13 protein-coding genes are annotated in these 13,040 nt (G+C 64.0%); 12 read left to right on the top strand and 1 reads right to left on the bottom strand.

All coding sequences use genetic code 11. The features are described 5' to 3' along the window. The first annotated feature begins 47 nt into the window (after positions 1-47). From P0D80_RS27620 to P0D80_RS27595, 6 genes are all read left to right on the top strand, one after another. Positions 48-374 carry a YbaB/EbfC family nucleoid-associated protein gene (locus tag P0D80_RS27620; RefSeq protein WP_007182071.1) on the top strand — a complete coding sequence of 109 codons (327 nt, stop codon included), beginning with the start codon at positions 48-50 and terminating at the stop codon, positions 372-374. Positions 375-639: 265 nt separating this feature from the next. After that, positions 640-1,236: a recombination mediator RecR gene (gene recR, locus P0D80_RS27615; RefSeq protein ID WP_011488245.1), complete on the top strand. Its 597-nt coding sequence runs from the start codon at positions 640-642 to the stop codon at positions 1,234-1,236. Positions 1,237-1,336: 100 nt separating this feature from the next. Next, positions 1,337-2,578, top strand: a complete 1,242-nt coding sequence (locus P0D80_RS27610) for a CaiB/BaiF CoA transferase family protein (protein WP_408288103.1) — start codon at positions 1,337-1,339, stop codon at positions 2,576-2,578. 74 nt (positions 2,579-2,652) lie between these two features. Continuing rightward, the gene (locus P0D80_RS27605; RefSeq protein ID WP_134456206.1) at positions 2,653-3,690 is read left to right on the top strand and encodes an ABC transporter substrate-binding protein; all 1,038 of its coding nucleotides are present in this window, start codon (positions 2,653-2,655) and stop codon (positions 3,688-3,690) included. Between the two features lie 112 nt (positions 3,691-3,802). Continuing rightward, positions 3,803-4,615: an ABC transporter ATP-binding protein gene (locus P0D80_RS27600; RefSeq protein ID WP_132374772.1), complete on the top strand. Its 813-nt coding sequence runs from the start codon at positions 3,803-3,805 to the stop codon at positions 4,613-4,615. 58 nt (positions 4,616-4,673) lie between these two features. Then, a complete protein-coding gene (locus tag P0D80_RS27595) occupies positions 4,674-5,498 on the top strand; it encodes an ABC transporter permease (protein ID WP_132374771.1) in 825 nt (274 codons plus the stop codon). A 113-nt stretch (positions 5,499-5,611) separates the two neighbouring features. Here the strand turns inward: P0D80_RS27595 and P0D80_RS27590 are convergent, their stop codons facing one another. Continuing rightward, on the bottom strand, positions 5,612-6,586 hold the full coding sequence (locus P0D80_RS27590) for an NADPH:quinone oxidoreductase family protein (RefSeq protein WP_408288100.1): 975 nt from the start codon (positions 6,584-6,586) through the stop codon (positions 5,612-5,614). A gap of 224 nt (positions 6,587-6,810) precedes the next feature. Here P0D80_RS27590 and surE point away from each other — a divergent pair, with 224 nt between their 5' ends. From surE to rlmD, 6 genes are all read left to right on the top strand, one after another. Beyond that, a complete protein-coding gene (gene surE, locus P0D80_RS27585) occupies positions 6,811-7,569 on the top strand; it encodes a 5'/3'-nucleotidase SurE (protein ID WP_132374769.1) in 759 nt (252 codons plus the stop codon). Then, on the top strand, positions 7,566-8,633 hold the full coding sequence (locus tag P0D80_RS27580; RefSeq protein ID WP_408288096.1) for a protein-L-isoaspartate(D-aspartate) O-methyltransferase: 1,068 nt from the start codon (positions 7,566-7,568) through the stop codon (positions 8,631-8,633). Before surE ends, P0D80_RS27580 begins: the two co-directional genes overlap by 4 nt. Before the next feature lie 5 nt (positions 8,634-8,638). Further along, on the top strand, positions 8,639-9,580 hold the full coding sequence (locus P0D80_RS27575; RefSeq protein WP_408175563.1) for a peptidoglycan DD-metalloendopeptidase family protein: 942 nt from the start codon (positions 8,639-8,641) through the stop codon (positions 9,578-9,580). Between the two features lie 16 nt (positions 9,581-9,596). Further along, on the top strand, positions 9,597-10,679 hold the full coding sequence (rpoS, locus tag P0D80_RS27570; RefSeq protein ID WP_132374766.1) for an RNA polymerase sigma factor RpoS: 1,083 nt from the start codon (positions 9,597-9,599) through the stop codon (positions 10,677-10,679). A 4-nt stretch (positions 10,680-10,683) separates the two neighbouring features. Beyond that, entirely contained in the window at positions 10,684-11,460 is a 777-nt protein-coding gene (locus P0D80_RS27565; protein WP_132374765.1) for a 3'-5' exonuclease, read from the top strand. Between the two features lie 135 nt (positions 11,461-11,595). Further along, positions 11,596-13,014 carry a 23S rRNA (uracil(1939)-C(5))-methyltransferase RlmD gene (gene rlmD / locus P0D80_RS27560; protein WP_408288092.1) on the top strand — a complete coding sequence of 473 codons (1,419 nt, stop codon included), beginning with the start codon at positions 11,596-11,598 and terminating at the stop codon, positions 13,012-13,014. The last annotated feature ends 26 nt before the right edge of the window (positions 13,015-13,040 follow it).

Here is a 13,040-nt window from a genome sequence, read left to right as displayed (position 1 = left end):
AGCGCGCCCGATTTCCGAATTTCACGCTATCAAGAAGGAGCATGTCCATGATGAAAGGCCAACTCGCCGGGCTGATGAAGCAAGCCCAGCAGATGCAGGAAAACATGAAGAAGATGCAGGAGCAACTCGCGCTGATCGAAGTCGAGGGGCAGTCGGGCGCCGGTCTCGTGAAGGTGACGATGACCTGCAAGAACGACGTGCGCCGCGTATCGATCGACCCGAGCCTGCTCGCCGACGACAAGGACATGCTGGAAGACCTCGTCGCCGCTGCGTTCAACGACGCCGTGCGCAAGGCCGAAGCCACCGCCCAGGAAAAGATGGGCGGCATGACCTCGGGCCTGCCGCTGCCGCCGGGCTTCAAGCTGCCGTTCTGAACCAGGCCGCCGCAAGGTGGCGGGTCACGCGCCGTAGCTGCTGTCGCCGCGGCGTGAACGGAACGCGCGAATTGCGCACGCTGCACGTGCCGTCTGTGCGGCACTCGCTGCGCGCGTGTTCCGGCTGGACCCGACCGGCCGTGGCTCGGCTGAAGTGCGCATCGCGCGCGCTTAACCGGGCCGTCGCCGGAATGATGTAAACCGATCGAATCAACCGCATCGCCACCCGGACAGCCGGGCACTACCCACTTCGACGCCGATCCGCATGAAACAACCTTCCGCCTTGTCGGCGCTCGTCGAAGCGCTGCGCGCGCTGCCCGGTGTCGGGCCGAAGTCCGCGCAACGCATGGCGTACCACCTGATGCAGCACGACCGTGACGGCGCCGAAAAACTCGGCCGCTCGCTGCTGTTCGCCACCGAGCATCTGCAGCACTGCGAGAAGTGCAACACCTTTACCGAAGCGCAGATCTGCGAGGTCTGCCTCGATGAAGAGCGCGATCCCACCTTGCTGTGCGTCGTCGAGACGCCCGCCGACCAGATCATGCTCGAGCAGACCATGACCTATCGCGGCCTCTATTTCGTCTTGATGGGGCGCCTGAGTCCGCTCGACGGCATCGGTCCGAAGGAGATTCATTTCGACCGGCTGGTCAGACGCGCGTCGGATGGCGTCGTCAAGGAAGTCGTGCTCGCCACCAATTTCACCAACGAAGGCGAGGCGACCGCGCATTATCTCGGGCAGACGCTCAAGGCGCGCGGCCTCGCCGTCACGCGCCTCGCGCGCGGCGTGCCGGTGGGCGGCGAACTCGAGTATGTCGACGCCGGCACCATCGCCCGCGCCATGCTCGATCGTCGCTCGATGTAGAAGGCGCCCGCCGCACGGCAACGGGCGTCAGGATCGGAACGGCTTTGCATGGGGCAGGAGTAGGCGCTAAAGCGCCAACTCCTGCCGACAAAGGAGACACATGAGCGCTACCTCTGAATCAGGCGCGAGCGCCGCGCCTCAGGATAAAACCGGCCCGCTCGCCGGCGTCAAGGTGCTGGAGCTCGGCACGCTGATCGCTGGCCCGTTCGCCGCGCGCTTTCTCGGCGAGTTCGGCGCCGACGTCATCAAGATCGAAGATCCCAATGGCGGCGACCCGCTGCGCAAGTGGCGCAAGCTCTATCCGGAAGTCGGCGGCACGTCGCTCTGGTGGGCCGTGCAGGCACGCAACAAGAAATCCGTCACGATCAATCTGAAGGCCGAAGAGGGCAAGGAGATTGTGCGGCGCCTCGCGAAAGAAGCGGATATCGTCGTCGAAAATTTTCGGCCGGGTTTGCTGGAAAAACTCGGGCTCGGCTATGACGTGCTCTCTGCGGAAAACCCCGGCCTCGTGATGGTGCGCCTGTCCGGCTACGGCCAGACCGGCCCGTATCGCGACCGGCCCGGTTTTGGCGCGATTGCCGAATCGATGGGCGGCCTGCGTCATATCACCGGCTATCCGGATTTGCCGCCGCCGCGCATCGGCATTTCGATCGGTGATTCGATCGCCGCGCTGCACGGCGTGATCGGCGCGCTGATGGCGCTGCATCACAAGCAGGTGAACGGCGGCAAGGGGCAGGTCGTCGACGTCGCGCTGTACGAGGCCGTCTTCAACATGATGGAAAGCGTGGTGCCCGAGTACGGCGTGTACGGGATGGTGCGCGAGCGCACCGGCGCGTCGCTGCCGGGGATCGTGCCGTCCAATACGTATCCGTGCCGCGACGGCAGCATCGTGATCGGCGGCAATAGCGATCCGATCTTCAAGCGCCTGATGATCGCCATCGAACGCGAGGATCTCGCGGACGATCCGGCGCTCGCGCACAACGACGGCCGCGTGCCGCGCACCCAGGAAATCGACGGCGCGATCGCCGCGTGGCTCGCCACGCGCACCATCGACGAAGCCCTCGCGGTGCTGAATGCCGCCGACGTGCCGGTGGGCCGCATCTACAGCGTGGCGGACATGTTCACCGATCCGCAGTTCATGGCGCGTCAGATGATCCAGCGTTTCAAGTGGCAGGACGGTCAGGAAATCACGCTGCCGTCGGTTACGCCGAAGCTCTCGGCCACGCCGGGCGAGACGCGCTGGCTGGGCCCGGAACTGGGTGAACATACCGATGAAGTCCTGCAATCGCTAGGTTATGATGCAGACCACATTGCAAGGTTGCACGCGCAACAGATCGTTTGAGCAGCACACGCGGCGCCCACGAGCGCCGTGCTAAAAGATAAAACCGGACAACAAAAGTTTGGAGACTCGAGACCATGCAACGGAGAAGTTTTCTCGCCGGCACCGCCGCACTCGCGGGCGCTACGCTCGCCGCCACGCCACTCGCCTTCGCGCAGGGCAAACCTGAAACCAGCAAGGTGGCGATCGCCGTCGGCGGCAAGAACCTGTTCTACTACTTGCCGCTCACCATCGCCGAGCGTCGCAACTACTTCAAGGACGAAGGGCTAGAGGTCGAAATTTCCGACTTCGCCGGCGGCTCGCAAGCGTTGAAGGCGGCGGTCGGCGGCAGCGCGGATGTGGTGTCCGGCGCGTTCGAGCATACCTTGCTGCTGCAGGCGCAAAAGCAGATGTTCCGCGAATTCGTCCTGCAGGGACGCGCGCCGCAGATCGTGCTCGCGGTCTCGAAGAAGACCATGCCGAACTACAAGTCGATCGCCGATCTGAAGGGCAAGAAAATCGGCGTGACCGCGCCGGGTTCGTCGACCTCGATCATGGCGAGCTTCGTGCTGGCAAAAGCCGGGCTGAGCGCGAAAGACGTCGCGTTTATCGGCGTGGGCGCGGGCGCCGGCGCGATCGCCGCGTTGCAGTCGGGGCAGATCGACGCGATCGCCAATCTCGACCCGGTCATGACCAAGCTCGAGCGCACCGGCGAGATTCGCGTGGTGTCGGACACGCGTACGCTTGCCGACACGCGCAGCGTCTTCGGTGGCGATATGCCGGCGGGCTGCCTGTACGCATCGCAAAGCTTTATCACGAAGAATCCGAATACCACTCAGGCGCTGACCAACGCGATGGTGCGCGCGCTCAAGTGGCTGCAAACGGCGACCGGCAGCGAACTGATCAACACGGTGCCGGAAGGCTACCTGCTCGGCGACCGCGCGGTGTATCTGGACGCATGGCAGCACGTGAAGGAAGCGATGTCGCCCGATGGCCTGATGCCGGCGGACGGCCCCGCGACGTCGCTGAAGACCTTGCAGGCATTCGACCCGAACGTGCAGGGCAAGCCGATCGATCTGTCGAAGACGTGGACCAACGACTTCGTCAAGAAAGCGCTGACTACCGTCAAGGCTTAAGTTGAACGCGTGGACAGGGAGGCCGTGACGCGCGGCGTTTTCGCCCGGCCGCGGCCCCGCATGCCATGACGCGATCACCAACCCAATCCGATCTTTCGAAGCGAGCTGAACGATGACCGTTGCCGCACTGGCGCTCGACAACATCACCTGCACGTTCGCTGCGCGCGACAACCGCGCTCAGCGCTATACGGCGGTGAAGGACACTACCTTGCGCATCGCGCCGGGCGAGTTCGTCTCGGTGGTCGGCCCGACCGGCTGCGGTAAATCCACGCTGCTCAATGTCGGCGCGGGTCTGCTGGGGCCGTCGTCGGGCACGGTCAGCGTGTTCGGCGAGCCGCTCAAGGGCATCAACCGGCGCGCCGGCTATATGTTCCAGGCCGACGCGTTGATGCCGTGGCGCTCGGCCATCGACAACGTCATGGCTGGTCTCGCGTTCCACGGCGTGCCGCCCGTCGAAGCCCGCGTCAAAGCCGACGAGTGGTTAAAGCGCGTCGGGCTCGGCGGCTTCGGCGATCGTTATCCGCATCAACTGTCGGGCGGCATGCGCAAGCGCGTCGCGATGGCGCAGACGCTGATTCTCGATCCGGACATCATTCTGATGGACGAGCCGTTTTCGGCGCTCGATATCCAGACGCGTCAGTTGATGGAAAACGAGTTGCTCGACTTGTGGGCCGCCAAACGCAAAGCGGTGTTGTTCATCACGCACGATCTCGACGAAGCGATCGCCATGTCGGACCGCGTGGTGGTGCTCTCGGCCGGGCCGGGCACGCATCCGATCGGCGAGTTCACGATCGATTTGCCGCGTCCGCGCGACGTTGCTGAAATCCGTTCGCATCCGCGTTTCGTCGAGTTGCATGCGCAGATCTGGAGCGTGTTGCGCGACGAGGTGCTTAAAGGTTATCAGCAGCAACTCACTGCCGTTTAAACGCGTCACGTTTTTGCGTCACGTATTGGCCACTCAATCGTCCAAGGCAAACCGAGTCATGTGGAAGACGTTGCGCCCGAACCGGGCGAATCTGGTGATCTGGCAATGGCTGCTGCTCGTGCTGTGCTTCGTGCTCTGGTACGTGCTGACCAGCCCGACGTTGCTGCCGGCGTTCTATTTCGACGACCCCAACAAAGCCGCATTCTTTTTCGGCGAGCCGCAGAAAGTGCTGCAGCGGATCTGGGAATGGTTCACGGGCGGCGAGATCTATCTGCACCTATGGATCACGCTGGTCGAAACCGTGCTCGCGTTCACGCTCGGCACGGCGCTCGGGCTCGGCGTCGGCTTGTGGCTCGCGCTCTCGCCGCTTGCGAGCGCGCTGTTCGATCCGTACATCAAAGCCGCTAACTCGATGCCGCGCGTGATTCTCGCGCCGATCTTCGGCGTGTGGTTCGGGCTAGGCATCTGGTCGAAGGTGGCGCTTGGCGTCACGCTGGTGTTCTTTATCGTGTTCTTCAACGTCTATCAGGGCGTGAAGGAAGTCAGTCCGGTCGTGCTCGCCAACGCGCGCATGCTCGGCGCGAACGGCAAACATTTGCTGCGCTTCGTCTATTTGCCGAGCGCGATGAGCTGGGTGTTTTCCAGCTTGCATACGTCGGTGGGGCTAGCGTTTGTCGGCTCGGTGGTGGGGGAGTATCTCGGCTCGGCGCGTGGCGTCGGCTATCTGATTTTGCAGGCCGAGGGCACCTTCGATATCAATACCGTGTTTGCGGGGATTCTGGTGCTAACCGCGTTCGCGCTGATTCTGGATGCGATCGTCGGCATCGGCGAGCGGCGCTTGATGAAGTGGCAACCGAAGACGGGCGATACGGAAAAGCTGTAGGTCGGCGCGGCTCGGGGTTGTAAAACGCGAAGCTCAATAAAAACGACGCGCCGGTTGGACAACCGCGCGTCGTTTCTTTTGGCGCCGAGCAGAACGAATCGGTCGCGCCAGGACTAAGGCGTCACCACCACCTTCCCGATCACACGACGCTCGGCCATGTCCCGCAACGCGCGCCCAGTGTCCTCGAGCGAATAGCGCGCCGACACGTACGGCTTGAGCTTGCCTTCACCGATCCACCGCGTCATCTGTTGAAACGCCGAGTGATTGTGCTGCGGTTCGCGCTTCGCAAAGTCGCCCCAAAACACGCCGACCAGACTCGCGCCTTTGAGCAGCGTCAGGTTGAGCGGCAGCTTCGGAATCTCGCCGTTGGCGAAGCCCACCACCAGATAACGCCCGCGCCAGCCGATGCTGCGAAACGCCGGCTCCGCATACACGCCGCCGACGGGATCGTAGATCACATCCGGGCCTTTGCCGTCGGTGAGCGCCTTGATGCGCTCGCGCAGGTCTTCGGTGCTGTAGTTGATGGTGGCGTCCGCGCCGTGTTTGACGCAGGTCGCGAGTTTCTCGTCGCTCGACGCCGCCGCGATCACGCGCGCGCCGAGCGCTTTGCCGATTTCGACGGCCGCTAGTCCGACGCCCCCGGCCGCACCGAGCACGAGCATCGTCTCGCCCGCTTGCAAGGCGCCGCGATCGACCACGGCGTGATGCGACGTGCCGTACGCCAGCGTGAACGCTGCCGCCAGTTCGAAGTCGACATCGTCCGCCAACGGCACGCAGGCCGCGGCGGGCGCGAGCGCCTGCTCCGCGAAACCACCGTGGCCGGTGAAGGCGACCACGCGCGAGCCGGGCTTGAATTGCGTGACGTCGGCGCCGACCGCGCGCACCACGCCCGCGACTTCCGAGCCGGGCGTAAAGGGCAGAGGCGGTTTGAACTGGTATTTGTTCTCGATGATCAGCACGTCGGGAAAGTTGACGGCCGCGGCTTTGACGTCGATCACGACGTGGCCTGGCGGCGGCTCGAGGTCCGGCAGGTTTTCGACGACCAGGCTCTCCGGCGGCCCATATTGTTTACAGCGAATCGCGCGCATCGTGTCTCCATATCGATCAGGGGTTCGCAAGTATTCTGAGTGTAAAACAATCAGCACGACCGTGCGTTTTTATTGCTTTGCACGTGATCGACAAATGCTCGATGCATGTCCGGCCGCGGACTCGCGCCAGCCTTTCACGATCCCGACGCGTGCGTGTTGCATACATCGTGCGCACGGCCTGCCGTGTCGTTCGCGCGTCTTCTTTCCTCGGTTACAATCGCCGCATGCGAATCCTACTCAGTAACGACGACGGTTATCTGGCGCCCGGCCTTGCCGCGCTTTACGAAGCGCTCAAGCCGATCGCTGACGTCACCGTGATGGCACCCGAACAGAATTGCAGCGGCGCGTCGAATTCCCTGACGCTGTCGCGGCCGCTCTCGGTACTGCGCTCGGCCAATGGTTTCTACTACGTGAACGGCACGCCCACCGACTCGGTGCACATCGCGCTGACGGGCATGCTCGACCATACGCCGGACCTCGTGGTCTCGGGCATCAACAACGGTCAGAACATGGGCGAAGACACGCTCTATTCGGGCACCGTCGCGGCCGCCACCGAGGGCATCATGTTCGGTGTGCCGGCCATCGCCTTCTCGCTGGTCGACAAGGACTGGGTGCATCTCGACGACGCCGTGCGTGTCGCCGCTGAAATCGTCGCGCACTATCTCGAGCAGCCGTTACCCGGGCATCCGCTTCTGAACGTCAACATTCCCAATCTGCCGTACGAGCAACTCGGCGACTGGCAGATCACGCGTCTCGGCAAACGGCATCCGTCGCAGCCGGTGATCCGCCAGACCAACCCGCGCGGCGAACCGATCTACTGGATCGGTCCGGCGGGCAGCGCGCGCGACGCGAGCGAAGGCACCGACTTTCACGCCATCGCCAACGGCCATGTGTCGATCACGCCGCTGCAACTCGACCTGACCCACACGCAAATGCTGCCCGCGGCGCGCGACTGGGCACGCGCAGGCAGCGGCGCTTCATGACCAGCGAGCGCGCCAAGCGCTTTCCGCTCGGCCTCGAGGACCTGGTGCGCGAACCACGCAGGCCCGAAGGACGCCCAGGCGAAATCCGCGCGGCGGCGCTGGCCGCGAGCGCGGCACTGAACGCGCGTCAGCAACCCGCGAAGAACGCGCCGCTCGGTTCCACGGGTAAGGCCCAATCCAAGCAGGCGAGGGCGCAGACCGCGGTGCAGATAAAGCCGCAAGCCAAGCCCTCGGCGGTGACGCCGCCGAAGCCGCTGGCCGCGCCTTCCGCCAAAGCACCGGTCAAGGCGCCACCTAAACCTGTCGTGCAGAGTTCGACCGCGCGTGCCGTGTCATCGTCGGCACCTACGCCGGCCAGGCCCGCTGCCCGATCCAACGAGCGCAGCGCCGCGCCGAATGTCGCTTTGAACGGCGCGATGGCACTGACGTCGGAACGGGTTCGCGAACGGATGGTCGAACGCCTGCGTGCGAACGGCGTGACCGATCAGCGCGTGTTGAACGCGATGTCGGTGGTGCCGCGCCACATGTTCGTCGACCCGGGTCTCGCGGTCCAGGCCTACGAAGATGCGGCCTTGCCGATCGGCCATCACCAGACGATCTCCAAGCCGTCGGTAGTCGCGCGGATGATCGAACTGGCCGCCGCCGGCCGCGCGCTGAACAACGTGCTCGAAATCGGCACCGGCTGCGGCTATCAGGCGGCCGTGCTGAGCCAGGTCGCGCGCGAGGTTTACTCGATCGAGCGCATCAAGCCGTTGTCCGAACGCGCGAAGACGAACTTACGTCCGCTGCGCATTCCGAACATCCGCTTGCACTATGGCGATGGGCGGTTGGGATTGCCGTCGGCGGCGCCGTTCGACGCGATCGTGATCGCCGCGGCGGGGCTCGACGTACCGCAAGCATTACTTGAACAACTCGCGATCGGCGGCCGTCTGGTCGCGCCGGTCGGTTCGCAGGACGGCCAGAACCAGGTGCTGACTCTGGTCGAGCGCCTCGGACCCGCGCAGTGGCGCGAGTCGCGGCTTGATCGCGTTTTCTTTGTACCCTTAAAATCCGGAGTGATTTGACACCGATGAGTATGTTGCGCGCGATGCAAAGAACCAGACTGAATGTCCCCATGACCGTAACCCAGCGTAGCGTGTGCGTGCTCGCCTTGTCCCTGTTGATGACGGCCTGTGCATCCCGGCTCGATCAGGCGCCGGTCGTCGACCGCTCCGGCGGCGGCGTGCTCACCACGCAAGGCGCGCAGCCGGCCGTGCCGCTCGGACCGCCGCCGCCGGGCTACTATCGCGTGAAGCCGGGCGACACGCTGTACCGGATCGCGTTGGAGAACGGCCAGAACTACCGCGACATTTCGGCGTGGAACAATCTGACCAACCCGAATCAGATCGAAGTCGATCAGTTGCTGCGCGTCGTGCCGCCGGGAGCGAACACCGCGGCGCTGACGCCGGGCGTGTCGACTGCGCCGATCGGCAGTGGTGGTGCGGTGCAAAGCGCACCGCTCGGCAGCACGCCGCCGTCGGGTGGGACTGCTGGCGCAGCCGGCGTCGCGGCGCCGCCGCTCTACGGTTCCGCCACGAACAACGCGTCGCTGACGCCGCCGGCCAGCCCGGGTGCGGCCAGCGACTCGAACGCCGGCGCGTCCGGCAACGTCGCCTTCGCATGGCCGGTGCGCGGACCGCTGCTCGGCACGTTCAACGATTCGACCAACAAGGGCGTGAATATCGGCGGCGCTGCGGGCGATCCGGTGAAGGCGTCGGCGGACGGTCGCGTCGTTTATGCAGGAAATGGGCTGCGTGGTTACGGCAATCTCATTATCATCAAGCATGATGCAACTTATCTCACGGCGTATGCACATAACCGCGCTTTGATGGTAAAAGAGGGAGACGCGGTAACGAAGGGGCAGAAGATCGCCGAGATGGGCAATAGCGATTCCGACCGTGTGATGTTGCATTTCGAAGTTCGCCGGCAGGGTAAACCTGTCGACCCACTGAAGTATTTGCCGCCGCAATAAGCGATACGATACGACCATGCCGAAATCGAAGCGCCGCCCACCGCAAGCCGAGTCTGAGACGATCAGCCACGCTATGTCCGCTTCGGTCGAAGAAAGCGGCGCTTCGGAAGTGGAAGAAGAGATCGCCGAGGAGCGCGATCTCGACGAACGCCAGGGCGGCGTGGATGAAGCCGGCGAGACCCGTGAAGGCGCGGCCGAAGCCGCGCCGGATGCGGACGATTTCCGCGCGCTGCTGCAAGCCGAGCTGACGGCCGACACGATTCAGCACTACCTGAACCGTATCAGCGTCAAGCCGCTCCTGACCGTCGAGGAAGAGCAGAAGTATTCGCGTCTTGCCAAGGCGGGCGAGTTCGAAGCGCGGCAGGTCATGATCGAGCGCAATCTGCGGCTCGTCGTCAGTATCGCCAAGGGTTATCTGAATCGCGGCGTTCCGCTGCTCGATCTGATCGAGGAAGGCAATCTCGGCCTGATGCACGCCATCGAAAAATTCGATCCGACGCGCGGCTTCCGGTTTTCTACTTACGCCACGTGGTGGATCCGCCAGAGTATCGAGCGCGCCATCATGAACCAGGCGCGCACCGTCCGTTTGCCGGTGCACGTGATTCGTGAGCTCAACCAGGTGCTGCGCGCCAAGCGCCATCTGGAAAAAAATTCGATGAATTCCGGCGAGGCCGCCGAGCGCCGCGACGCCAGCATCGACGACATCGCCTATCTGACCGGCAAGACCACCGACGAAGTTACCGACATCCTCGCGCTGAACGAGCACACCGCATCGCTCGACGCGCCGCTCGATCTCGATCCGGCGAGCAGCCTGCTCGATCTGCTGTCAGACGACCAGAGCCAGTCGCCGGATGCCGAAGTGCAGCACCGCGAACTGGAAACGCTTACACGCGCGTGGCTCGCTCGCCTGTCGGACAAGCATCGTCATGTGATCGAGCGCCGCTTCGGCCTGAATCACATCGAACCCGCCACGCTCGAAGAGCTGGCCGACGAAATGGGCCTCACGCGCGAGCGTGTGCGTCAGATCCAACAGGAAGCGCTCGTGCGGTTGAAGCGCTTCTTCGCCTCCAACGGTGTTCGGAAGGACGCCGTTCTATAACCTGATGACACCGATTCTTGTATTCGACATCGAGACGATTCCCGATGTCGCCGGCATTCGCCGCCTCGAAGATTTGCCTGCCACCTTGAGCGACGCCGAAGTCGCCGAGCATGCGTTCGCCGCGCGCCGCGAAAAAACCGGTAACGATTTCCTGCCGCACCATCTGCAACGGATCGCGGCGATTTCCTGCGTGTTCCGCGACAACAACGGTTTCCGCGTACGCTCGCTCGGCACGCTGGAAGACGGCGAAGCGGCGCTGGTGCAGTCGTTCTATCGCGTAATCGAGAAGTACACGCCGCAACTCGTGTCGTGGAACGGCGGCGGCTTCGATCTGCCGGTGTTGAACTATCGGGCGCTCGTCAACGGTATTCCCGCCTACAAGTTCTGGGATCTCGGCGAGGACGACCGCGAGTTCAAGTGGAACAACTACATCAGCCGCTATCACGCGCGTCATACGGATCTGATGGACGTGCTCGCCATGTACCAGGCGCGCGCCAACGCGCCGCTCGACGCGCTCGCCAAGATGTGCGGCTTCCCCGGCAAAATGGGCATGGACGGCAGCCAGGTGTGGCACGCGTACCAGCAAGGGCGCATCGAGGAAATCCGCAATTACTGCGAGACCGACGTCGTCAACACGTACTTGCTCTATTGCCGCTTCCAACTGATCCGCGGCGCGTTTTCGCCCGCGGAGTATGCTGATGAGATCAACCTGGTCAAGAACGCACTGGCGCTGGAAACGGCGCCGCAATGGGCCGAGTATCTGGCGGCATTCGATCAGTAAGGTTGTACGGGGAGGGGGCGACGCCGTCTGACTGGCCAGCGCGTGCAGCGGCCGTTGCCGCCGTGCCGAATGATGGCGAGGCGCGGCGCTTCGTCTACAATCTCGCCTTTCCCCAAGTTTGTCAGGAAGTCGCAGGTGTCCCGAACTGCCCCCCATCGCCGCGCGCCGAAGCGCTACAAGACGCCCCCGCCCGCGCCGGCACACGTCGTCACCGGCAACGAGCCGGTCATCGAAATCGTTTCGCTCGATATGGAAGCGCGCGGCGTTGGCCGCACCGAGACCGACGACGGTACGCCCGGCAAGGTGATCTTTGTCGAAGGCGCGTTGCCCGGCGAGCGCGTCAGCTATTCGACGCATCGCAGCAAGCCCAAATTCGAGCAGGCCGAAGTGGTTCAGGTGTTCCGCGAAAGCGTGATGCGCACCAAGCCGAAATGCACTTACTTCGATATCTGCGGCGGCTGTTCGATGCAGCATCTCGACATCCGCGCTCAGGTGGCGGTCAAGCAGCGCGTGCTCGAAGACAACCTGCAGCATCTGGCGAAGCTGCGCCCGGAAACGGTGTTCCGGCCGATTCACGGGCCGTCCTGGGGTTATCGCTACCGTGCGCGTCTGGCAGTGCGTTTTCTGCCGGAAAAGGGCGGTATGCGGATCGGCTTCCACGAGAAGAAGAGCAGCTACATCGCCGACATGAAGACCTGCGAAGTGCTGCCGCCGCATGTGTCGGCCATGCTGATGCCGCTGCGTTTTATGGTTCGCAAGCTGTCGATCTACGATCGTATGCCGCAGCTCGAACTGGCGGTCGGCTCGTCGGTCACGGCGCTGGTGGTGCGCAATCTCGAGCCCATCACGGCCGCGGACGAGCAGGTGCTGCGCGATTTCGCCGACGAGCACAAGGTGCAGTTCTGGCTGCAGCCGGGCGGCCCGGACACGGTCACGCCGTTCTATCCGCTCGACGTGGAACTCGACTACACGCTGCCGGAATACGGCATCCGCATGCCGTTCAAGCCGACCGACTTCACCCAGGTGAATCACGCCATCAACCGCGTGCTGGTGAGCCGCGCGTTGCGGTTGCTGGCGCCGGCTCGCACGGATCGCGTGCTCGATCTGTTCTGCGGGATCGGTAACTTCACGCTGCCGCTTGCGCGGATCTCGAAGGAAGTGGTGGGCATTGAAGGCAGCGAGGTGCTGACCTCGCGGGCGCTGGAGAACGCCGAGCTGAACGGCGTGGCAGGGCATACATCGTTTGCGTGCCGCAACCTGTTCGACATCACCGCCGACGACCTGCGCGCGCTCGGCCACTTCGACAAGTTCCTCATCGACCCGCCGCGCGAAGGCGCGCTAGCCGTCGCCAAGGCGCTGGTGGAGATTGCGCAGAGCGGCAATGGGCCACTGCCGAAGCGCATCGTCTACGTGTCGTGCGCGCCAGCGACGCTCGCCCGCGATGCCGGCCTGCTCGTGCACGAGGCGGGCTACCGGCTGGTGGGTGCGGGCGTGGTCAACATGTTCCCGCACACGTCGCATGTGGAGTCGATTGCGTTGTTCGAGCGGGATTGAGTCGCGCCGCGGCAAAGTAAGGCGCA

The organism is Paraburkholderia sp. RL17-373-BIF-A, from assembly GCF_046030175.1.
Lineage (GTDB): Bacteria > Pseudomonadota > Gammaproteobacteria > Burkholderiales > Burkholderiaceae > Paraburkholderia.
Note: the sequence above shows the minus strand (reverse complement) of the source record. Positions and strands in the feature narration are given on the sequence as shown.

Excerpts from the sequence above, each read along its gene's own strand:
- P0D80_RS27590 (WP_408288100.1), bottom strand. The coding sequence starts at position 6,586 with ATGCGCGCGATTCGCTGTAAACAATATGGGCCGCCGGAGAGCCTGGTC.
- recR (WP_011488245.1), top strand. The coding sequence starts at position 640 with ATGAAACAACCTTCCGCCTTGTCGGCGCTCGTCGAAGCGCTGCGCGCG.
- surE (WP_132374769.1), top strand. The coding sequence starts at position 6,811 with ATGCGAATCCTACTCAGTAACGACGACGGTTATCTGGCGCCCGGCCTT.
- P0D80_RS27565 (WP_132374765.1), top strand. The coding sequence starts at position 10,684 with ATGACACCGATTCTTGTATTCGACATCGAGACGATTCCCGATGTCGCC.
- P0D80_RS27595 (WP_132374771.1), top strand. The coding sequence starts at position 4,674 with ATGTGGAAGACGTTGCGCCCGAACCGGGCGAATCTGGTGATCTGGCAA.
- P0D80_RS27610 (WP_408288103.1), top strand. The coding sequence starts at position 1,337 with ATGAGCGCTACCTCTGAATCAGGCGCGAGCGCCGCGCCTCAGGATAAA.
- P0D80_RS27600 (WP_132374772.1), top strand. The coding sequence starts at position 3,803 with ATGACCGTTGCCGCACTGGCGCTCGACAACATCACCTGCACGTTCGCT.
- P0D80_RS27575 (WP_408175563.1), top strand. The coding sequence starts at position 8,639 with ATGAGTATGTTGCGCGCGATGCAAAGAACCAGACTGAATGTCCCCATG.
- rpoS (WP_132374766.1), top strand. The coding sequence starts at position 9,597 with ATGCCGAAATCGAAGCGCCGCCCACCGCAAGCCGAGTCTGAGACGATC.
- P0D80_RS27620 (WP_007182071.1), top strand. The coding sequence starts at position 48 with ATGATGAAAGGCCAACTCGCCGGGCTGATGAAGCAAGCCCAGCAGATG.
- P0D80_RS27580 (WP_408288096.1), top strand. The coding sequence starts at position 7,566 with ATGACCAGCGAGCGCGCCAAGCGCTTTCCGCTCGGCCTCGAGGACCTG.
- P0D80_RS27605 (WP_134456206.1), top strand. The coding sequence starts at position 2,653 with ATGCAACGGAGAAGTTTTCTCGCCGGCACCGCCGCACTCGCGGGCGCT.